This window comes from Streptomyces viridifaciens (assembly GCF_001888885.2).
In the GTDB taxonomy this organism is placed as follows: Bacteria; Actinomycetota; Actinomycetes; order Streptomycetales; family Streptomycetaceae; genus Kitasatospora; species Kitasatospora aureofaciens.
Genome location: NZ_CP090841.1, coordinates 7,153,276 through 7,171,180, shown reverse-complemented (window position 1 = coordinate 7,171,180; position 17,905 = coordinate 7,153,276). Strand labels below are relative to the sequence as shown.

General features: G+C 72.6%; 19 protein-coding genes and 2 pseudogenes. 12 read left to right on the top strand and 9 right to left on the bottom strand.

Going from position 1 to position 17,905, the window contains the following annotated elements:
• Positions 1–103 precede the first annotated feature (103 nt).
• The 5 genes and pseudogenes from BOQ63_RS39365 to BOQ63_RS39345 all read left to right on the top strand — a co-directional run.
• A pseudogene (locus tag BOQ63_RS39365) lies at positions 104–1,300 on the top strand (S53 family peptidase); the annotation flags it as partial.
• Positions 1,286–2,056, top strand: coding sequence for an Ig domain-containing protein (locus BOQ63_RS39360; protein ID WP_499504941.1), 771 nt, complete (start codon positions 1,286–1,288; stop codon positions 2,054–2,056). The pseudogene BOQ63_RS39365 and the gene BOQ63_RS39360, both read left to right, overlap by 15 nt.
• 183 nt (positions 2,057–2,239) lie before the next feature.
• On the top strand, positions 2,240–2,677 hold the full coding sequence (locus BOQ63_RS39355; protein ID WP_030288834.1) for a universal stress protein: 438 nt from the start codon (positions 2,240–2,242) through the stop codon (positions 2,675–2,677).
• Positions 2,678–2,833: 156 nt separating this feature from the next.
• Complete coding sequence (locus BOQ63_RS39350) at positions 2,834–3,490, top strand: HemK2/MTQ2 family protein methyltransferase (RefSeq protein ID WP_030288836.1); 657 nt, start codon at positions 2,834–2,836, stop codon at positions 3,488–3,490.
• A 37-nt stretch (positions 3,491–3,527) separates the two neighbouring features.
• Entirely contained in the window at positions 3,528–3,770 is a 243-nt protein-coding gene (locus tag BOQ63_RS39345; protein WP_078938910.1) for a CDGSH iron-sulfur domain-containing protein, read from the top strand.
• Here BOQ63_RS39345 and BOQ63_RS39340 read toward each other — a convergent pair.
• On the bottom strand, positions 3,723–4,763 hold the full coding sequence (locus BOQ63_RS39340; RefSeq protein ID WP_030288838.1) for an iron-containing redox enzyme family protein: 1,041 nt from the start codon (positions 4,761–4,763) through the stop codon (positions 3,723–3,725). The two genes, BOQ63_RS39345 and BOQ63_RS39340, sit on opposite strands and share 48 nt — an antisense overlap.
• Positions 4,764–5,024: 261 nt before the next feature.
• On the opposite strand from BOQ63_RS39340, the gene BOQ63_RS39335 reads away from it, so the two are divergent.
• Positions 5,025–8,285 (top strand): GDSL-type esterase/lipase family protein, encoded by a 3,261-nt coding sequence (locus tag BOQ63_RS39335; protein ID WP_143174856.1) that lies wholly within the window; start codon positions 5,025–5,027, stop codon positions 8,283–8,285.
• 121 nt (positions 8,286–8,406) lie between these two features.
• On the opposite strand, the gene BOQ63_RS39330 is transcribed toward BOQ63_RS39335, so the two are convergent.
• Positions 8,407–8,637: a hypothetical protein gene (locus tag BOQ63_RS39330; protein ID WP_143174855.1), complete on the bottom strand. Its 231-nt coding sequence runs from the start codon at positions 8,635–8,637 to the stop codon at positions 8,407–8,409.
• A gap of 211 nt (positions 8,638–8,848) precedes the next feature.
• Between BOQ63_RS39330 and BOQ63_RS39325 the strand changes: the two are divergent.
• Both BOQ63_RS39325 and BOQ63_RS39320 read left to right on the top strand, forming a co-directional pair.
• Positions 8,849–8,953, top strand: a pseudogene (locus tag BOQ63_RS39325) (non-homologous end joining protein Ku); the annotation flags it as partial.
• A gap of 8 nt (positions 8,954–8,961) precedes the next feature.
• Complete coding sequence (locus BOQ63_RS39320) at positions 8,962–9,309, top strand: hypothetical protein (protein ID WP_072655891.1); 348 nt, start codon at positions 8,962–8,964, stop codon at positions 9,307–9,309.
• Positions 9,310–9,388: 79 nt separating this feature from the next.
• Here the strand turns inward: BOQ63_RS39320 and BOQ63_RS39315 are convergent, their stop codons facing one another.
• Both BOQ63_RS39315 and BOQ63_RS39310 read right to left on the bottom strand, forming a co-directional pair.
• Entirely contained in the window at positions 9,389–9,649 is a 261-nt protein-coding gene (locus BOQ63_RS39315) for a GlsB/YeaQ/YmgE family stress response membrane protein (protein ID WP_030288841.1), read from the bottom strand.
• Between the two features lie 261 nt (positions 9,650–9,910).
• Positions 9,911–11,725: an alkaline phosphatase family protein gene (locus BOQ63_RS39310; RefSeq protein WP_072655890.1), complete on the bottom strand. Its 1,815-nt coding sequence runs from the start codon at positions 11,723–11,725 to the stop codon at positions 9,911–9,913.
• Between the two features lie 304 nt (positions 11,726–12,029).
• On the opposite strand from BOQ63_RS39310, the gene BOQ63_RS39305 reads away from it, so the two are divergent.
• The gene (locus BOQ63_RS39305) at positions 12,030–12,254 is read left to right on the top strand and encodes a hypothetical protein (RefSeq protein ID WP_030556016.1); all 225 of its coding nucleotides are present in this window, start codon (positions 12,030–12,032) and stop codon (positions 12,252–12,254) included.
• Positions 12,255–12,306: 52 nt separating this feature from the next.
• Here the strand turns inward: BOQ63_RS39305 and BOQ63_RS39300 are convergent, their stop codons facing one another.
• Positions 12,307–12,666: a nuclear transport factor 2 family protein gene (locus BOQ63_RS39300; RefSeq protein ID WP_030288844.1), complete on the bottom strand. Its 360-nt coding sequence runs from the start codon at positions 12,664–12,666 to the stop codon at positions 12,307–12,309.
• A 194-nt stretch (positions 12,667–12,860) separates the two neighbouring features.
• On the opposite strand from BOQ63_RS39300, the gene BOQ63_RS39295 reads away from it, so the two are divergent.
• A complete protein-coding gene (locus tag BOQ63_RS39295) occupies positions 12,861–13,559 on the top strand; it encodes a DUF1444 domain-containing protein (RefSeq protein WP_072655889.1) in 699 nt (232 codons plus the stop codon).
• 158 nt (positions 13,560–13,717) lie between these two features.
• Here BOQ63_RS39295 and BOQ63_RS39290 read toward each other — a convergent pair whose 3' ends face one another.
• Both BOQ63_RS39290 and BOQ63_RS39285 read right to left on the bottom strand, forming a co-directional pair.
• Positions 13,718–14,122 carry a cupin domain-containing protein gene (locus BOQ63_RS39290; protein ID WP_030288848.1) on the bottom strand — a complete coding sequence of 135 codons (405 nt, stop codon included), beginning with the start codon at positions 14,120–14,122 and terminating at the stop codon, positions 13,718–13,720.
• Positions 14,119–15,570: an MFS transporter gene (locus tag BOQ63_RS39285; protein ID WP_150476306.1), complete on the bottom strand. Its 1,452-nt coding sequence runs from the start codon at positions 15,568–15,570 to the stop codon at positions 14,119–14,121. The genes BOQ63_RS39290 and BOQ63_RS39285 overlap by 4 nt, the downstream gene beginning before the upstream one ends.
• 98 nt (positions 15,571–15,668) lie before the next feature.
• Between BOQ63_RS39285 and BOQ63_RS39280 the strand changes: the two genes are divergently transcribed.
• Entirely contained in the window at positions 15,669–16,340 is a 672-nt protein-coding gene (locus BOQ63_RS39280) for a TetR/AcrR family transcriptional regulator (protein WP_030556012.1), read from the top strand.
• A gap of 51 nt (positions 16,341–16,391) precedes the next feature.
• Here BOQ63_RS39280 and BOQ63_RS39275 read toward each other — a convergent pair whose 3' ends face one another.
• Together BOQ63_RS39275 and BOQ63_RS39270 are read right to left on the bottom strand one after the other, a co-directional pair.
• Entirely contained in the window at positions 16,392–16,652 is a 261-nt protein-coding gene (locus BOQ63_RS39275; RefSeq protein ID WP_030288856.1) for a hypothetical protein, read from the bottom strand.
• Positions 16,627–17,298 (bottom strand): type III effector protein, encoded by a 672-nt coding sequence (locus tag BOQ63_RS39270; protein ID WP_150476305.1) that lies wholly within the window; start codon positions 17,296–17,298, stop codon positions 16,627–16,629. The genes BOQ63_RS39275 and BOQ63_RS39270 overlap by 26 nt, the downstream gene beginning before the upstream one ends.
• Before the next feature lie 109 nt (positions 17,299–17,407).
• On the opposite strand from BOQ63_RS39270, the gene BOQ63_RS39265 reads away from it, so the two are divergent.
• On the top strand, positions 17,408–17,842 hold the full coding sequence (locus BOQ63_RS39265) for an Hsp20/alpha crystallin family protein (protein WP_030288862.1): 435 nt from the start codon (positions 17,408–17,410) through the stop codon (positions 17,840–17,842).
• Positions 17,843–17,905: the final 63 nt, after the last annotated feature.

Sequence of the window (17,905 nt, the reverse complement as noted above, 5' to 3'; positions counted from 1 at the left end):
GCCACCACCCGCCCACGGCGTTCGTCCACGACCGCCCGCCCTCCGGCCCCCGCGCCGCACCGCCCGCAACGGCCGAGGCCCCCACCGGCCTCGGCCGTTCCGTGTGCGAGGTGAACCGCCGCTCAGCGGAGGCGGCGGCGGTACGGCGCCAGTGGCGACATCCCGCCCGGTCAAGCCTCGGTCATGGCCCGGACATCGGCCTTGTGCCAAGCCGACCGACCGTCACCAGATGGCCTGCGACGCCCTGCAGCGCACCGACGTCGTCCAGCCGCACGCCTTCTCGCTCAACGCCGTCTCGCCGGACGCGACGCCGTCCGGCTTCGGCCCTGGCGACCTGCAGGGCGCCTACCGCCTGCCTGCCAACGGCGGCGCCGGGCAGACCGTCGCCATCGTCGACGCGATGGACGACCCCAACGCCGAGTCCGACCTGGCGACCTACCGCACGCAGTACGGGCAGCCGGCGTGCACCACGGCCAACGGGTGCTTCAAGAAGATCGACCAGAACGGCGGCAGCGGCTACCCGGCCTCCGACACCGGCTGGGCGGGCGAGATCTCCCTCGACCTCGACATGGTCTCCGCCATCGCCCCGAACGCCCACATCCTGCTGGTCGAGGCCAACTCCGCGACCATGGCCGACCTCGGCGCCTCGGTCAACCAGGCCGTCGCCCAGGGCGCCAAGTTCGTCTCCAACAGCTACGGCGGCGCCGAGGACTCCACCGACACCTCCTCGGACAGCCAGTACCTCAACCACCCCGGCGTGGCGATCACCGCCTCCTCGGGAGACTCCGGCTACGGCGCGCAGTACCCGGCCGGCTCCCAGTACGTCATCGCGGTCGGCGGCACCTCGCTGACCCGCGACTCCAGCGCCCGTGGCTGGAGCGAGAGCGTCTGGGGCTCCAGCTCCGGCGGCCAGGGCGCCGGCTCCGGCTGCTCCGCCTACGACCCCAAGCCCAGCTGGCAGACCGACAGCGGCTGCGCCAACCGCACCATCGCGGACGTGTCGGCGGTCGCCGACCCGGCCACCGGCGTCGCCATCTACCAGACCTACGGCGGCTCCGGCTGGGCCGTCTACGGCGGCACCAGCGCCTCCTCCCCGATCATCGCCGCCGTCTACGCCGACGCCGGCACCCCGGGCGCGGGCGACGTCCCCGCCAAGTACCCGTACCAGCACGCCAGTTCGCTGAACAACGTGACCAGCGGTGCCAACGGCAGCTGCTCCCCGAGCTACCTGTGCACCGCCGGCGCCGGCTACCACGGCCCGACCGGCCTCGGCACCCCGAACGGCCTGACCGCCTTCACGGCGGGCGGCAGCAGCGGCGGCAACACCGTCACGGTCACCGGCCCCGGTAACCAGAGCGGCACCGTCGGCACCGCCACCAGCCTGCAGATCCACGCCAGTGACTCGGCCTCCGGCCAGAGCCTGACCTACTCGGCCACCGGTCTGCCCGCCGGACTGTCGATCAACTCCTCGTCCGGCCTGATCTCCGGCACCCCGACCACCGCGGGCAGCAGCAACGTCACGGTCACCGCCAAGGACACCACCGGCGCCTCCGGCTCCGCCTCCTTCACCTGGAGCATCGCCGGCTCCGGCGGCGGCACCTGCACCGGCGGCGGCCAACTGCTCGGCAACCCCGGCTTCGAGACCGGCACCGCCTCGCTGTGGACCGCGAGCAACGGCGTCATCGACAACTCCTCCAGCGAGGCCGCCCACTCCGGCAGCTGGAAGGCCTGGCTCGACGGCTACGGCACCACCCACACCGACACCCTGAGCCAGACCGTCACCGTCCCGGCCGGCTGCAAGGCCGGCTTCTCCTTCTGGCTACACGTCGACACGGCGGAGACCGGCAGCACGGCCTACGACAAGCTCACCGTCCAGGCCGACTCCACCACCCTGGCCACCTTCTCCAACGTGAACGCGGCCAACGGCTACACCCTGCACACCTACGACCTGTCGGCCTTCGCCGGCCAGTCGGTGACCATCAAGTTCACCGGCACCGAGGACTCCTCCCTGCAGACCAGCTTCGTCCTCGACGACACCGCCCTCAACGCCTCCTGACGACCCCGGATCCCCGACGGGGCCGCAGCCCGGCTGCGGCCCCATCGGCCTGCCCCGGGGGGCCGGTACCGACCACCTGCACCTGGCTGTGGTCACCCGGGTGCCGGGCCGTACTGGCGGTGACGGCGGGCGGTCCGCACCGTGGTGGGGAGGAGCGATGGCCACCACCCCAGGACGGTACCGATGAACGCGAACGACTCCCTGCCCCGTGTCGTGGTCGGCGTCGACGGCTCCCAGCCGTCGCGCGCCGCGCTGCGCTGGGCGGTCCGGCACGCCGCGATGCTCGGCGGGGTGGTGGACGCGGTCGGGGCGTGGGAGCCGCCGAGCCACTTCGGGTGGTCGGCGCCGGTGGTCGACGCCACCTTCGACCAGGAACTCGCCGAGCGGAAGTTCGCCGATGAGCTGGGCGAGGTGCTCGGTACGGACTGCCCGGTGCAGGTCCGCCGGACCATGGTCATGGGCGACGCCTCCGACGTCCTGCTGGACGCGGCCAAGGGCGCCGAACTGCTGGTGGTGGGCAGCCACGGGCGCGGCGGCTTCACCCGGGCGCTGCTCGGCTCGGTGAGCACCCGCTGTGCGCAGCACGCGACCTGCCCGGTGGTCATCGTTCGCGCCCGGTGAGCCGGGGCGCCGTCGTGTACGCGCAGTGACCGAGGCGCTGCGGTGCGGACGGAAGCGTATCCGGGCCCTACCGGCGGACCGGCGCGGACATCCGGGCGACACGGAACCGGGGGCCGGGGCGGGTGTGGACGGCGGCTTCCGGGGAAGCCGCTCCCCATGCTCTTGATCCGACCGCCGGGGGTCTATCCGCCCCAGGGCGACACCGCGCTCCTTGCCGACTGCGTGCGCCGGGAATCCCTCGACGACTCCAGCCGGGTGCTCGACCTGTGCACCGGAACGGGCGCCGTCGCGCTGGTGGCGGCGCGCAGCGGCGCCCGGGTCACGGCGGTGGACCTGTCCGCCCGCGCGGTCGTCACCGCCTGGTGCAACACCCGGCTGCACCGCCGGCGGATCAGGCTGCGGCGCGGCGACCTGCTGGTCCCGGTGACCGGCCGGCGCTTCGACCTGGTCACCGCCAATCCCCCGTACGTCCCCACCGCCTCCGGCATCCGCTCCCCCGGACGCGGCGCGGCCCTGGCCTGGGACGCCGGAGCGGACGGGCGGCTGGTCCTGGACCGGATCTGCCGTACGGCCCCCCGCGTGCTGGCCTCGGGCGGTGTGCTGCTGGTGGTGCAGTCCGCGCTCGCGGACGTCCCGGCCACGCTGGCGGCCATGCGCCGCGCGGGACTGCGCGCGGGCGTGGCGGCGCGGCGGCGGCAGCCCTTCGGGCCGGTGCTGACGGCCCGCGCCGCCCTGTTCGAGCAGCTGGGGCTGATCCGGCCGGGCGAGCGCGAGGAGGAGCTGGTGGTGGTGCGCGGTGTCCGGGAGCACTGACCGCACCACCCGGGTGACGGTCGTGCCGGGCGGCCCGATGCTGGTCGAGGGACCGGTGGAGGTCGTCCTGCCGGACGGCTCGCGCCGGGTGTCCGAGCGCCCTGTGGTGGCGCTGTGCGCCTGTCGGCGAAGCCGGACGTATCCGTTCTGCGACACCAGCCACCGGCGGCACGGCGGGCCCCGGCGGGGGGCGCCGAAACCTGCCGGTTCAGAGCGGGTTGAACCTGCCGGTTCAGAGCGGGTTGCCGACGGGGAGGAGCCCGTCGCCGGGGAGGGGTGAGCGCAGGGACGTCCGTCCCTGCTGCCAGGACTCCACCAGGTGGTCCCCGAGGCGCCGGTCCAGGGCATCGGCGGCGGCGATCCCGAAGGCGATGTCCGGTGCCGCCCCGGGCTCGGCGTCCACCAGTTCGCCGATCACGCCGCGGCGCACCAGCTGCTCGTGGACGGCGTCCGCCTCGACGTGTTCGCGGTAGAACAGCACGCCGTCCGGGCCGCCGCCCAGCCGCTCCAGGGCGGTGGCCAGCCGGGCCGAGCCGGGCGAGGAGGTGATCTCGACGGCGGCGAAGTGCCCGACCGCCGCGTACCGCAGTGCCCGGTGCAGGCCGAACAGCATCATCAGGTTGACCATCGCCAGCGCCGGTGCGGGGATCAGGTCGAGGTAGTGCCCGTAGCGGGGATCGAGGCCGAAGGCGGCCATCATCCGGGCGAACAGCGCGGCGTGGGCCCGTTCCGGGCGCCCGGCGCCGTACTCGTCGTAGGCGATCGACATCAGCACCGCCTGTGCGGGCCCGTGCACCCTGGGCAGCGCCCACAGCTGCGGGTCCGCCTCCTTGAGGTGGTAGACCGACCGGTGCACCAGGTACTCCCGGGCGTGGCGGCGCTCGCCCTGCCCCAGCAGGAAGTACGACGGCCCGGTGCCCTCGACCGGCTCGGTCAGCAGCTGTTCCTGCACCTCGGACAGCGACGGCACCGGCTCGACCTCGGCGCGCACCGCCGCGAGGAACGGGCGCTCCAACTCCCGCCGCAGGGCCAGCAGTTCGGGTTCCCACTCCCAGCCGGGGTGGACGCCGGGCAGGCCCCGGTCGTGCAGCTCGTAGCACAGGTACAGCGCCAGCTGGTGGTCCTCACCCCACGGGTCGGAGAGCGGGGCGACCGGCGCGAGCAGCCGCCCCGCACCGGGCGGCCCGGCGGTCACCAGCCCGAGCACCGCCGCCGACAGCGGTCCCCGGGGACTCGGCAGGCCGCCCGTCGCGCGTTCGTCGCGCCCCTCCATGCCGCCTCCTCCTCACCGCGAAACCCTCCTGGTCCGCCCAGGGCGGGTTCCCGGAATGCGCGGTTCCTAACGTTCCGAGCGAGTCTCGTCCACCATTCGTGTGGAAACCGCCTCTCACGGCCCTGACTCCCGGGGGGTGTCGTGACTGGAGGAACTCGAGCGGCGAGAGGCTGCCGCGCGGGAGAAGGTCGATGAACTGCGCTCTCGGAACGAAGAGTTGATTCGTACCACATAGATGTATAGTCCATTAACCTTGCTGTGGTGAACGTATTAAAGGAACACCTCACCCGTGCACTGGCCCGGCTGCGTCTGGTGACCAGATCCAGGGCGGCACTGGTAACGCTGTCGATTCTGGGTACGGCACTCGTCGTGGCACCAGGGGCTTCCCCCGCCGCCGCGGCGCCGTTACGGGAGACGTCGATCATCACCAACAACATCCAGGGCGAGGGCGACGGGACGGCCAGCAAGTGGTCCTCGCAGGTTCAGGGCTACGCCAGGTCCGCCGAGATCGTCCTGATCCAGGAAGCCGGGCCCCAGGGCCCGAGCCACGCCACCCAACAGCCGGACGTCACCACCGCGGACGGTGACACCGTCCGGCACTCGACCTGGCAACCGCTCACCAGCCGGCTGCAGCCCAGCCCGTACCACGTCTTCTTCATCCAGACCGACGACAACGGCGGCCGGGGCCAAGGCGGCCGGGTGAACCTGGCGACCATCACCCATGACCAGCCCGACGAGGTACGCGTCGTCACCAACCCGCTAGAGCGGGGCCGGGCCGCCCTGGGCGTCCGGTTCGGAGACGACTGGTACTTCAACGTGCACGGCCTGTCGGGCGGCGGCGGTGACTCCAACACCCTGCTGACGGCGATCCGCGACTCCGTCCGCTCCTGGGGCGCGCAGTACCGCTGGACGGCCGGCGGCGATTTCAACGTCGACCCGCGGACGCTGCAACGCCGCGGCACCTTCCCGATCGGCGCCCGCGTCTACAACTCCGGACTTCCCACCCACGAGCGCAATGAACTGGACTACTTCGTCAGTTCCGACCGGGAAGCCGGCGACGCCACCGCGAGCCGTATGAACGCAGGCAGCAGCGACCACTACCCCGTGTGGTGGAACGGCATGCGCGCGGCGGCGGAACCGCCGGAGCTGAAGGTGATGCCGCTGGGCGACTCGACCATCGGCACCGCCGAGAAGATCGGCTACGGCGCCACCCTGGCCGGCTCGCTCTTGGCCCTGATCTCGATCGTCTCCAAGAAGCGGGACGTACCGGTGGACTTCGTCGGCTCCGGCTCGACGGGGCAGAAGGGGGACCCCTCCTACGAGGGCGCTCCCGGCGAGCAGATCAGCGCCATCGCCAAGCGGTCCACGACCGCCCTGCCGAAGTACCGGCCCAACATCGTGACGCTGCAGGCCGGCACGTACGACATGCGGGACGGCAAGCAGGACGGCGCCGCGCAGCGGCTGAAGGACCTGGTCGACCAGATCGAGAAGGACAACCCGGGCACGGTCGTGGCACTCGCCACCCTGGGTCCCGCCACCGACCCCGCCGTCCAGGACCGGATCACCGCCTACAACGCCGAGATCCGCAAGATGGTCGACGCCTGGCAGAGCGCGGGGCGGCACGTCGTCCTGGCCGACACCGGCGCCATGACCACCGAGGACCTGTCCGGTGACGGCCTGACGCCGAACGACTCCGGCAACAAGAAGATCGCCGAGGCGTTCCAGGACGCCATCCGCTGGGCCCTCGTCATGGACTGGGTCCCGGAACCACGAGCCGGCGACGGGAAGGCGCCACTGAAGGTGATGGTGGTGGGCGATTCGATGAGCCAGGGCTACGAAGGTGACTGGACCTGGCGCTACCGCCTTTGGGAATGGTTCAAGAAGGAGCACATCGACGTCGAGTTCGTCGGTCCGTACCAGGGAACCCGTCCTCAGGAATCCCCCAAGCCCCCGCCCGTGCCGCCGTTGCAGGGGGAAGCCCCGCCACCGGCTCAGAGCGCTCCCGTCACCTCGGGCGCGTATGCCCCCGGGGTCGCGAAGGACTTCGACTCCCACCACTTCTCGGTCTGGGGCCGGCAGGCGGCACAGGACAAGACGCTGATCGCCGAGCAGGTGACGAAGTACCAGCCCGACCTGCTCCTGGTCGGGCTCGGCTTCAACGACATGGGCTGGTTCGTCAGCGGCCCGGAAGGCACGCTGGACAGTATGCGGACGCTGGTCGACCAGGCCCGCGCCGCCAAACCGGACCTCAACTTCGCCCTGGCCAACGTTCCCCAGCGGACGTCCATCGGCGGCCGGGACGACCTGCCCGTCAACACCACCAAGTACAACAGCATGCTCGCGGCCGCGATCCCGTCGTGGAACAACGACAAGTCCCGCGTTGCCCTGGTCGACTGGGCCGGCAACTACAGCTGCGACACGCATGACTGCCCTGCCGGCTACGACGGGCTGCACCCCAACGCCCTGGGCGAGTACCAGATCGCCCAGGCGTTCGTGCGCACCTTGCACAACAGCTACGGCCTCGGCAGCGAGCTCATCGACATCCCCACCCACATCCCGAACCGGCCGACGCCCGCGCCGGACCCGGTCGAGATCGGCACCGGCCCGAGCGGCATCACCCTGAACTGGGAGCCGGTCTTCGGCGCCCACGGATACACCGTCCGGCACCGGATCAAGGGCTCCGGCACCTGGGACGAGACACCGGTCAAAGCGGCCCGCTTCGACACCACCTGGACCCTCGACGGCTGGGAGTGGGAATACCAGGTCCGTACCGACAACGGTGAGGACGGGAAGTCCGAGTGGTCCCACACGGTCGGTGGTGTCGCGCACCCGGAAACCGCCGTGGCCCCCAAGGGAATCGTCACCCGGGCCACCGCCACCGGCGTCGACGTGTCCTGGGACGCGGCGACCGGCCCGTACACCGACACGATCGACCGGTACGAGATCACCACCTGGGACAGGGACACCCCCGGCGCGTTCCTCAACAGCACTGCGGTCAGGGGAAATTCGGTGCATATCGACGGGCTGAAGCCGGCCCACCATTACCTCGTCGCGGTCGCCACCTGGAACGCCGCCGGTGGCGGCATGCCGGGCGTCGCCCGATCCGTCACCGTCGGGGCCGGCACACCTCCGGCACCCACCGCTCTGAAGGTCACCTCCACCGACGCCACTACCGTCCAGCTGTCATGGAACGGGTCCCTGTGGGCCGCCGGTTACCGCGTCTGGATCCGTAACGTCAACGACGACAGCGGGTCCAAGCACGACGGCAGCGGGTTCAAGGCCGACGAGTACATCACCAACGAGACCAGCCGGGGCATCGCCTTCCTCGTCCCCGGCGTCTGGAACTACGAATTCTGCGTCACCGCCATCAACGGCGAAGCGGAATCCGGCAAGTCCAACTGCGTGATCGCACCAAAGCCGTCGGCCACAGCCCAGACGCCGGCCCCGACGGACCCGAAGAAGGGCGCACCGCCCTCCGCCCTGATCCAGGCCCCGCGCGCGCTGGTCGGGGCGGCCGGGTAACAGGGGCCGCACTCCAGTGAGGAGGCGGTGGGTGAACGCCTCACCGCCTCCTCACTCAGCACACGTCCGAGACACCCTGGGACTTCGCGTCCCGGCAGCTCGAATCGCCGTGAGACGGAGCTCAGGTCTTGTCGAACCACGGCCGGGGTTCGGCATTGGTGACGACGTTGCGATGGGCATCGAGATCGATCCGGGCAAGACGTGCGTAGTGGTGGCCGCCGCCCGCATCCTGGCGGCCCCCGGCCGGGTGATCGACGAACAGGACGGAGCGCCCGGGAGGCGGCCGATCGGCTACGGCAGCTGGAGGCGAGCGGTCACGGCGGCCGCAGCGGCCCGGCCGGCTGACGCGCACACCTCCTCGCCAGGACTTGCGGGGTTTGGGCGGGTCCACGGCTGGCCAAGCGCCCGGTAGGGCGTCGTCGCTTCGCCTCCGAGCGGGGCCCAGCAGGGCGGCGGCGCCCGTCGGCCCAACACCGCGTGCGCGGAGCCGGGCACCCGGCGACGCTGGCCATGACCAGCCCGCGCACCGGCCGGCGGGCGCGGCAGGGCGAAGGGAGCCCGTCATGGCCCGACCCATGTGGACCGGAGTGCTCACCTTCGGCCTGGTCACCGTGCCGGTCGCGCTGTACACCGCGACGCAGTCCCACGACGTGCACTTCCACCAGTTGCCGACCTGATGGACGCGCTGCGCCGCAGCCTGGAAACCGCCCGCAAGGGAGAACCGGCCGACGCGCCCGAGAAGGGGCGGCGCGCCGACCGGTCCCAGGCCGCCCTCGCCGGCCGCTCCCCCAAGCCGACCGGCGGCAAGAAGAGCACCGCCGCCAAGGGCGGCACGGCCAGGAGCAGCAAGCGGGCCGGCGCCACCGGCGGCGCCACCGGCAAGCAGCAGCTGTCCGGGCTCACCAAGGCCGAGCTCTACCAGCGGGCCACCGACCTCGACATCCCGCACCGCTCCACCATGACGCGCGACGAGCTCCAGGAGGCCCTGGAGCACGCGGGACGGTCGCGCCGCAAGGCGTCCTGAACCCGCCGCCCGACAGCGGCCGCGGCGGTGGCCGGACGCTCGCGACCACCCGCGGGCTCCCCGGAAGCCGTACGGCGACTCAGCGGCGCCGGCCCGCGTAGGCAGGCGACACCAGGGCGATCAGCACCGCCGCCACGCCGACCTGCATCAGGTGCCGGATCCAGTCGATCCCGGCGGTGTGCCGCACACCGAAGTAGGAGGCCGCGGCATTGCCGAGCACCGCTCCGGCCACGCCGACGAGGACGGTCAGCCACAGCGGCACGGGCTGACGGCCGGGCAGGACGAGCTTCGCCAGCACGCCCACCACCAGTCCCGCGATCAGGGCCCACAGAATCGTCACGTCTTTCCTCCCGCTCGTTCTCGACCTTCCGCAACGCCCCTCGTGTGCCCCGCCGTTGGGCGTTCATGCCCGGCACCGCAGCGGTCCGGCCCCCCGGCCCGGCGAAGGATCCCGCCGCGGTAGGCGGAGGGGCGGCCTCCGGGGTGGCCGGATCCCAGGGTGGGAGCTGCCGGTGGCCGGGATGCGCGAGTTGGGGCTGTGACCTCCTCGGGACCGCGCCCCCGGGCGGGGCCCGCACGGCGCGGGCCCCGCCCGCCGCCGTCAGCCGACGGTCACGGTGAACGGTCCGGCCAGTACGGAGTAGCCGTCGTTGGCCAGGTAGTACGCGTCGTAGCGGCCCGCGCCGCTGAGCTTTCCGGTGGCGAAGGTGACGGCGCCGCTCTGGTTGGGTGTGTAGGACCAGGTGAGCGCGGACCGGGATCCGGGGGTGACGCCCGCCGGGTAGAGGCCGATCCAGTTCTTCGGGCCGGCCTGGGAGGCGTTCGGGAGGCCGTAGCGCAGGGTGACGTTGCCGCCGTTGGCCACCGCGTTCAGGTCGCCGGTCAGCGTCGGACCGGTCGCGGTGGACGGCGCGAAGGCGGCGTTCAGCGGCGTCGCGTAGGTGTCGTTGGCGGTGAGGCCGGGCAGGCCGAGGGCCGACTCGATGGTGCGGCCGATGCCGTAGTGGTCGTAGTGCAGCGGGCTGCTGGTCCCGGCCGGGACGGTGCCCTGGGAGCCGACGACGACGGTGGCGAGGTGGTTGTAGCCCTCGTTCTGGCTCTCGTCCCAGGTCAGGAGCAGCAGCGAGCGCTGCTGGGTCCAGGCCGGGGAGGACAGCACCGGGGCGAGGGTCTGCTGCAGCCAGCCGTCCTGGGTCCTCAGGCTGGTGGCGCTGCCGTTGCCGGAGGCTTCGCCGTCGTAGTAGTCGTCGGCGGCGATCCAGGAGAAGTTCGGCGTGGTGGCGGCCGACCTGAGGTCGGTGGTCAGCTGGGTGGTGTCGAACAGGTGGGCCGCGCAGCGGGACGGATTGCCGCTGATGTCGGTGTAGTTGATGAAGGGCGCGTCGTCGGGCATGTAGTAGCTGTCGTTGTTCTTGTTGGTGTTGCAGGGCGTGCCCATGCCCTGCTCGTAGGCCTTCCAGGTCTTGCCCGCGTCCTCGACGGTGTCGCCGAGGTTGCGCTGCGGGGAGTTGATGTTGGGCCAGTAGGTGGCGCCCTTGGTGTAGGTGTCGCCGCCCGCGACGGCGAGGTAGTTCTCGTCGCTGGGGTGGTAGACGCCGTGGGCGTCGGTGAGGGTGGCGCCCTGGGACATCAGGCTGTGGATGTACGGGGTGTCCGCCGGGTCGTTCATGATCTGGGAGTAGTCGGTGTTCTCCATCATGACGGTGAACACGTGGTCGTAGCCCGGCACCTGGGAGGCGGGCGGGGTGGGCGGCGCGGGCGCGGCGACCGGGGTGTCGAGGGTGAGCGAGAGGTTGTCCAGGTAGCCGGTCTCGTTCGTGGAGGACAGGAACTGCACCTCGACCTGGATCGACCTGGTCCCGGCCGGGACGGCGCCGGTGGCGGTGCGGGAGAGGAACTCGGTGCTCAGGCCGCGGTCGGTCGCGGAGACGGTCGGCAGCTTGGCGGTCGGGCCGAGCGGCCTGCCGTTGGCGTCCTGGAAGTGCAGGGCGACCGCGACGTAGCCGCCGTAGGTGGTCCAACCGCCCAGCCAGCCGGCGAGGTTGTAGTGCACGCCGGCGCCGTCGATCGCGGTGGCCGCGGAGGAGACGTCGACCGTCTGGGTCATCGAGCCGTCGCCGAAGTTGCCCGGCCCGAAGAAGGCCTTGCCGGGCGTGTTGCCGTCCTTCGGCAGGCCGAAGGAGCCGACCGAGGAGCACATGACGTCGACGCCGCCGGCCTCGGTCGTCCAGCCGGGGACGGTGGTGGCGGCGCTCCAGTCGTTGGTGCAGTAACCGCCGGCCTCGGCGTCGCCGTTGACGATCAGGTTGCCGCTGCCGACCGCCGCCCGTGCGGTGGTCGGTGCACCGACGACCAGGGCGCCGACGAGCGGGAGGGTGGCGAGCAGCCCGCCGAGGGGGCTCCAGCGCAGTCGCATGAGGGGGTACCTCGTCCCGTTGGTTGCGTGAGGATGGTTGCCGTGGTGTGCACCACGGCGGGACACAGATACCGGTTCGGCGTGGCCCGGGGAAGGGCGCGCGGGCGAACAGCGATCGAACTTGGTCAGACAACTTCACGCAGCGCTCTGCCGTTTCCGGCGCGGAGCCGTGCCGTGACGATGCGTCGAGGTCGCCCCTCGTGCGGGCGGCGCGGCGCCGGTTCCGGCGGGGCCGTCACGCGGGCGGGCGTCCGGGGAGGTGACCGACGGTGACCGGGGCCGGCGCAGCCTCGTTGGATCGGACATGACCGTTACCCAACGCCTCACCACCGTGGCCGTCCTGGCCGCTGCCGCGTTCGCGCTGGGCGGCGTCCCGGCCTTCGCCATCGAGCACGTCCGGCACCTCGACCCGCCCGTCACCGCCCTGCAGTGCGAGGAGGGCCGCGGCTTCGTGGCCGCCGACATCCGCACCCGTCGCGAGTTCTGCGTCGGCGGGGAGTTCAACGACCACTTCGTCGCCTGGGAGTGACCGTGCGCGGAGCGCCCCGGAGCGGTGTCGCCCCGGGGCGCTCCGCCGCGCCTCAGATCTGCGGCCCGTAGGCGCCGAAGCCGCGGCAGACCAGGCCGTCACGGAAGGTGAGCACCTCGGCGACGGCCCGACCGCGCTCGTTGCGGTAGTTGATGACGAGCGTGTCGACGGAGACCAGGACGTCCTCGACGGTGAAGTGCAGATCGGGCAGGTGCCGCAGGCCCTTGGCCCAGTAGACGCGCAGGGCCTCCTTGCCGCGCACCTCACCCGTCGGGTCGCCGACCAGCTCGACGATCCGGGGCGAGGCGAAGACGACGTCCTCGGTGTAGTGGGCGAGGATCCGCTCCAGGTCGTGGGAGTTCCAGGCGGCGGCCCAGTCCTGGGCGAAGCGGGTGGCGAAGTCGTGATCCATGGCCCAGGACGGTACGACAACCGCCCGGTGGCCGCCGGTGTTTCCACCATCCGGTCACCTCTGGTCGACCAGTGGCCCCTTCACCTGGTTGAACGCGTAGTACTACGAAAATCACGTGATCGCCGGGACGGCGGCGAACTCCGGTGGGATGCTGTGACCTTGACCCGTCCACCGCACCGACCCGGGGGCCCTCCATGCCGCTGTTCGGCAACCGCAAGAACCTTCCCAAACCGCTGTGCGACGAGCACGGTCCGTGCAGGGCCCTGGCGGGGATCTCGGTCTTCGAGGCCCGGGACCGCCTGCGGCTCCTGATCACCCCGACCCGCGGCCTGGGCCCCGACCCCATGGCCCGGCAGATCGACGACGAGCTGTCGGTCGTGATGTGCGTCAACGGCGGGAAGCGGGGCGGGACCACCGAGGCGCTGTCGATAGCCGAGCACGCCGCCGACCAGTGGAGCATCAGCCGGGCCGAGCTCTGGGAGCGGGCCTTCGCCAACCTGGCCACCGAGCAGCTCAACCGGCAGTCCTTCAACGCCACCAACGGTGACGTCCTGTACGCCGTCAACGGAACGGGGGCGTGGCCCGGCGCCGCGCAGGCCCTGCGCCTGGAGAACGCCCTGGGCGGGACGGAGTTGCCCCACGGCGCCCTGGTCACCCTGCCGACGAGCAACGCGTTCTGCGCGGCGCCGATCCGCAGCGCCTCGTCGCTGAACGCGATCCGCTTCATGATCGACTTGTCGAAGCAGCTCCAGACCAAGGACCCGGCCCCGCTGACCTCGTCGATCTTCTGGTACCGGAACGGCTGGCTGCAGAACCTGAACGTCGGCGACAACGGCATGATGCGGCCGTCCGCCGAATTCCGGGAGATGGCCAACAGCCTCCCCGCCGCCTGACCCGCCCCCGCCGTCCGACCCGGCCGGCCGGCTGCTCCGCCGGCGCCGGAGCGCCGGCGGGGGCCACTCGGTCCCACGTGTTCGGTGGCCGCCGAGCGGTACGCCCGAAGGACCAGGGGTCCTCCGGGCGTACCGCTCCGCCCCCGCGACAGGCGGCGTCAGTGTTCCTCGGGGCGGCGCTCCAGGCGGGTTCCGTGGCGCAGGGTGATCGACATCAGGTCGCTGGGGGCGTCGAGTTCCAGTCGGTGCCAGCGGCCGCGCGGGACGACCACGGCGGTGCCGGCCGGCAGCCGCACCATCTCCTCGGCGGCGCCGGGCTCGACCGGGCGGAAGTGGACGCGGACGCCGCCGGCCAGACAGCAAACCGCTTCCTCCGCCGCAGGGTGCATCTCCCAGTGGTCGGCGTGGACGTCGGCATCGGTCTCCACGTGGAAGGTCGCGATCTGCCAGGCGTCGGCGTCGCCGCCGGTCATCCGGCGCTCGGTGGCCCGGACGTCGCCGTCGGGGTGGATGTGCAGCGCCGAGGCGAAGAGGTCGACGGCGGCGATCGGGGTCGTGATCATGAGCGGGTTCCTTCCAGCGGGTTCTCGGAGCGGATGGTGACCGGCCGGGATTCCGGCACGCCCGGACGGCGGCGGGGCAGCACGGTGGCCGCGACCACCGCCGCCAGGGCGAAGAGGACGGCGCCGGCGGCCAGGCCCAGGGCGTAGCCGTGGCTGAGGGCGCCCGGGTCGGTGGCCGTGCCGGTGGCGTGGGCGGCGACGGTGGCCAGCACCGCCAGGCCGACGCAGCCGCCGAGTTGACGCGAGCTGTTGAGCAGCCCGGAGGCCGCACCGGCCTCACGGGGCGCGATGCCGGTGGTCGCGGCCGCGGCGACCGGGGCCAGGACGAGCCCGGCGCCGATGCTGGTGACCACGGACGGGCCGAGCACATCGGTGAGGAAGCCGCCGTCGGGGCCGATCAGGGCGAACCAGCCGAGACCCGCCGCGGCCAGGACGGCTCCCGGCACGAGCGCGGCCCGTGGGCCGCGGCGCGCGGTGATCCGCGTCGCCACGACGGTGCCCGCGACCAGCCCGGCGGAGAAGGGCAGGAAGGCGGCGCCGGTGGCAGCGGCGCCCAGACCGAGCACCTGCTGCAGGTAGAGCGAGACGAAGTAGAAGGCCGCGAACTGCCCGGCCGCGGCCAGGAACACCAGCACGTTGGCCCCGGCGACCCAGCGGCTGCGAAGCAGGCCCAGTCGCAACAGCGGTGCGGCGGAACGGACTTCGACGAGCACGAAGGCGGCCAGCAGGGCGACCGCGACGGCGAGCGTGCCCAGGGTGGCCGGGGATCCCCAACCCCGGGCGTCGGTGCGCACGACGCCGAACACCAGCAGCCCGACTCCCCCGGTCGCCAGCACGGCTCCGATCACGTCCAGCCGTTCCCGCCGTACGGGCTGCGCCCCGTCCGCCGTGCCCGTGGGGAGCAGCACCAGCGCCGCCGCGACGATCGGCAGATTGACCAGCATCACCCAGCGCCAGCTCGCGTACTCGGTCAGCAGTCCGCCGACCAGGACGCCCAGCGCTCCCCCGGCCGCGTTCGCCGCGCTCCACACGCCGAGGGCGCGGACCCGCCGGGGGCCCTCGGTGAAGGTGGTTGTGAGCATCGCGAGCGCGGCCGGGGCGGCCGCCGCGGCGCCGATGCCCTGCCCGGCACGGGCGGCGACCAGCTGCCAGGGCTGCTGGGCCAGGCCGCCCGCGAGCGAGCACAGTCCGAAGACGGCCAGGCCGAGTCGGAACAACCACCGCCGGCCGTACAGGTCGCCGGCCCGGCCGCCGAGCAGCAGGAGCCCGCCGAAGGTGAGGGCGTAGACGTGGACGACCCAGGAGAGGTCGAGCGGCGCGAATCCCAGCGCGCCGCGGATCGCGGGCAGGGCGACGTTGACCACCGACATGTCCAGGGCGAAGACGAATTGCGCGACGGTGACCGCCGCGAGCACCAGGCCGGGGCGGCCTCGCGAGTTTTTATACATGTAAGGAAAGTAGCCCGGGAGTCCCTGCCCTGTCGAGGCCCGGAAGAGACGGAGACACGCGGGAGAGGCCCGGAAAGGGCACGGGAGATGATGGGCTCATGCAGCAGCCCTCCCCCGCCCCGCGCAAGGCCACCGGCCGACCTCCCCGCATCTCCCGGGAGGAGGTCGTCGACACGGCCCGCCGGATCGTGACCGAGGAGGGCGTCGAGCGGCTCACCATGCGCCGCCTGGCCTCCGAGGTCGGCAGCACGCCGATGGCGCTCTACCACCACGTCCGCAACAAGGAGGAGTTGCTCGTCCTGCTGCTGGACGACCACGCCGCCCGGACGCTGCGCCCGACCGAGCTGCCGTCCGAGCCGCGCGAACGGGTCGTCGCCGCGGCCGCGGCGATCCACGAGGCGCTCTGCGCCTGCCCATGGATCGTCGAGGTGCTGACCGCCGACGACCTGATGTCCACCCACGCCCTGTGGTTCGTCGAGCAGCTCGTCGACGGACTGGTCGACTGCGGCCTGTCGTTGGAGCGCGCCGTGCAGGGCTACCGCGCGATCTGGTACTACACCGCCGGGGAGATCGTGGTCCGCACCACGGCGGCCCGCCGCCGCGCCGGGAACGACCGGCCGACGTACCGCGAGCAGGTCTTCGCCGGCCTCGACGCCGACGAGTACCCGCGCCTGGCGCAGGTCGCGGACCGCTGGGAGCCGTTGACCGCCCAGGACACCTACCGGGACGGGCTCCGCGCCCTGGTGGCGGGCCTGCTCGCCGCACACTGAACGGAACCGGCCCGCCGAGCGAAGGGCTCGGCGGGCCGGGGGGTTGACACCCTAGTCGGGCCTGTTGCGGGCGGGTCCGCCCGGGGGTTCGGGGCTCGTCGGGGGCCAGGGCTGAGTGGCGAGATCGTGGCGGAGGGCGTCGATCCGGGCCAGACAGGCGTCGATCGCGGTCAGGGCCGCGCCGCCGTGCTCCCGGATCCGGCGTTCCAGGGCGGAGAGCCGTTCTTCGATGTGCTGCCAGCGGTCCTGGCCCGCGGCCGGGGGCTCAGGACCCGTCCGGCGGATCTCAGGCGCGTCGTTGATCGCTGTCATGGCGGAGGCGGTCGGTCTCGCGGGTCAGGTCGTCCAGGCGGGTGGCGAGGTCGGGGTGGGCGGCGGCGAGGTGCGGCCGCATGTCGGCCAGGGGCGCTATCAGGTCGGCCGGGTCGGCGGCGCCGAGCGCGGTGGTGAGCGCCCTCAGCGCGGGCCCCGCGGCCGGGGCGTGACCCGGGGCGGCGGTGATCTGGGCGGCCAGCACGCGCAGGCCCGCGGCGTGGTCGCGGGCCCAGGCGCTCACGGCGCGGTCGGCGGCCCGGCGGTCGCGCACGGCCTTGAGCCGCTCCGCTCCGGTCTCCCTGGCGGCGGGCGCGCCGGTAGGGCGCAGGCGCAGGTAACGGTTCTCGGCGGCCTGGCGGCTCGCGACGCCCATCGGGCGGGCGAGGTCGGCCCAGGTCGCGCCGCCGGCCCGGGCCGCCTCGACCAGCGGGGCCTCCCAGTCCGCGAGCCGGGCGCGCAACTCGCGCAGCAGCACCAGGGCGGCCAGCGCCTGCCCGGCGCCGTCCTCCTGGGTGTCCTCGGGTACGGGAGAGGCCGCACGGGCTGTGCGGACCGCGTCGTCGATGGCGGCGAGCGCCGACGCGGCGGCGAGGAAGGAGACCGGCTCGGAGCCGGGCGCGGGCTTCGACGGCTTCGTACTCATGACGTCATTCTATCGACGACATCCAGCGTTTGTCATCGAAAGGACGACGTGCTACAACGGTGTCAGGTGAAGCGCACTGGCACCCATCGATCAGTGGAGGTGTTTCGCGATGCTGATGCGCACTGACCCGTTCCGCGAGCTGGACCGGCTGACCCAGCAGTTCCTCAACACGACCGGCACCTGGTCGCGGCCGACCCCGATGCCGCTGGACGCGTACCGCACCGGCGACGAGTACGTGATCTGCTTCGACCTGCCCGGGGTGGACCCGCAGGCGATCGACATCGACGTCGAACGGAACATGCTGACCGTCAAGGCCGAGCGCCGTCCGCGCCAGGAGGGCGAGGGCGTGAAGTGGGAGCTGTCCGAGCGCCCGCTCGGGGTCTTCTCCCGCCAGGTCATGCTCTCCGACACCCTCGACCCGGAGGGGATCACCGCCGACTACGACTCCGGCGTGCTGACCCTGAGGATCCCGGTGGCCGAGAAGGCCAAGCCCCGCAAGATCGCCATCGGCCACAGCGACAGCCGTAAGCAGATCCAGGCCTGACCCCTTCCCGAGGCCGTCCCGTGCCGCCCGGATCCCCCCGGCGGAGCGGCACGGGACCCCCGG

Bases quoted from the DNA above. Each gene is read 5' to 3' on its own strand.
- BOQ63_RS39355 (WP_030288834.1), top strand. From the start codon at position 2,240: ATGAACGCGAACGACTCCCTGCCCCGTGTCGTGGTCGGCGTCGACGGC.
- BOQ63_RS39350 (WP_030288836.1), top strand. From the start codon at position 2,834: ATGCTCTTGATCCGACCGCCGGGGGTCTATCCGCCCCAGGGCGACACC.
- BOQ63_RS39345 (WP_078938910.1), top strand. From the start codon at position 3,528: ATGCTGGTCGAGGGACCGGTGGAGGTCGTCCTGCCGGACGGCTCGCGC.
- BOQ63_RS39340 (WP_030288838.1), bottom strand. From the start codon at position 4,763: ATGGAGGGGCGCGACGAACGCGCGACGGGCGGCCTGCCGAGTCCCCGG.
- BOQ63_RS39320 (WP_072655891.1), top strand. From the start codon at position 8,962: ATGGACGCGCTGCGCCGCAGCCTGGAAACCGCCCGCAAGGGAGAACCG.
- BOQ63_RS39310 (WP_072655890.1), bottom strand. From the start codon at position 11,725: ATGCGACTGCGCTGGAGCCCCCTCGGCGGGCTGCTCGCCACCCTCCCG.
- BOQ63_RS39305 (WP_030556016.1), top strand. From the start codon at position 12,030: ATGACCGTTACCCAACGCCTCACCACCGTGGCCGTCCTGGCCGCTGCC.
- BOQ63_RS39300 (WP_030288844.1), bottom strand. From the start codon at position 12,666: ATGGATCACGACTTCGCCACCCGCTTCGCCCAGGACTGGGCCGCCGCC.
- BOQ63_RS39295 (WP_072655889.1), top strand. From the start codon at position 12,861: ATGCCGCTGTTCGGCAACCGCAAGAACCTTCCCAAACCGCTGTGCGAC.
- BOQ63_RS39290 (WP_030288848.1), bottom strand. From the start codon at position 14,122: ATGATCACGACCCCGATCGCCGCCGTCGACCTCTTCGCCTCGGCGCTG.
- BOQ63_RS39285 (WP_150476306.1), bottom strand. From the start codon at position 15,570: ATGTATAAAAACTCGCGAGGCCGCCCCGGCCTGGTGCTCGCGGCGGTC.
- BOQ63_RS39280 (WP_030556012.1), top strand. From the start codon at position 15,669: ATGCAGCAGCCCTCCCCCGCCCCGCGCAAGGCCACCGGCCGACCTCCC.
- BOQ63_RS39275 (WP_030288856.1), bottom strand. From the start codon at position 16,652: ATGACAGCGATCAACGACGCGCCTGAGATCCGCCGGACGGGTCCTGAG.
- BOQ63_RS39270 (WP_150476305.1), bottom strand. From the start codon at position 17,298: ATGAGTACGAAGCCGTCGAAGCCCGCGCCCGGCTCCGAGCCGGTCTCC.
- BOQ63_RS39265 (WP_030288862.1), top strand. From the start codon at position 17,408: ATGCTGATGCGCACTGACCCGTTCCGCGAGCTGGACCGGCTGACCCAG.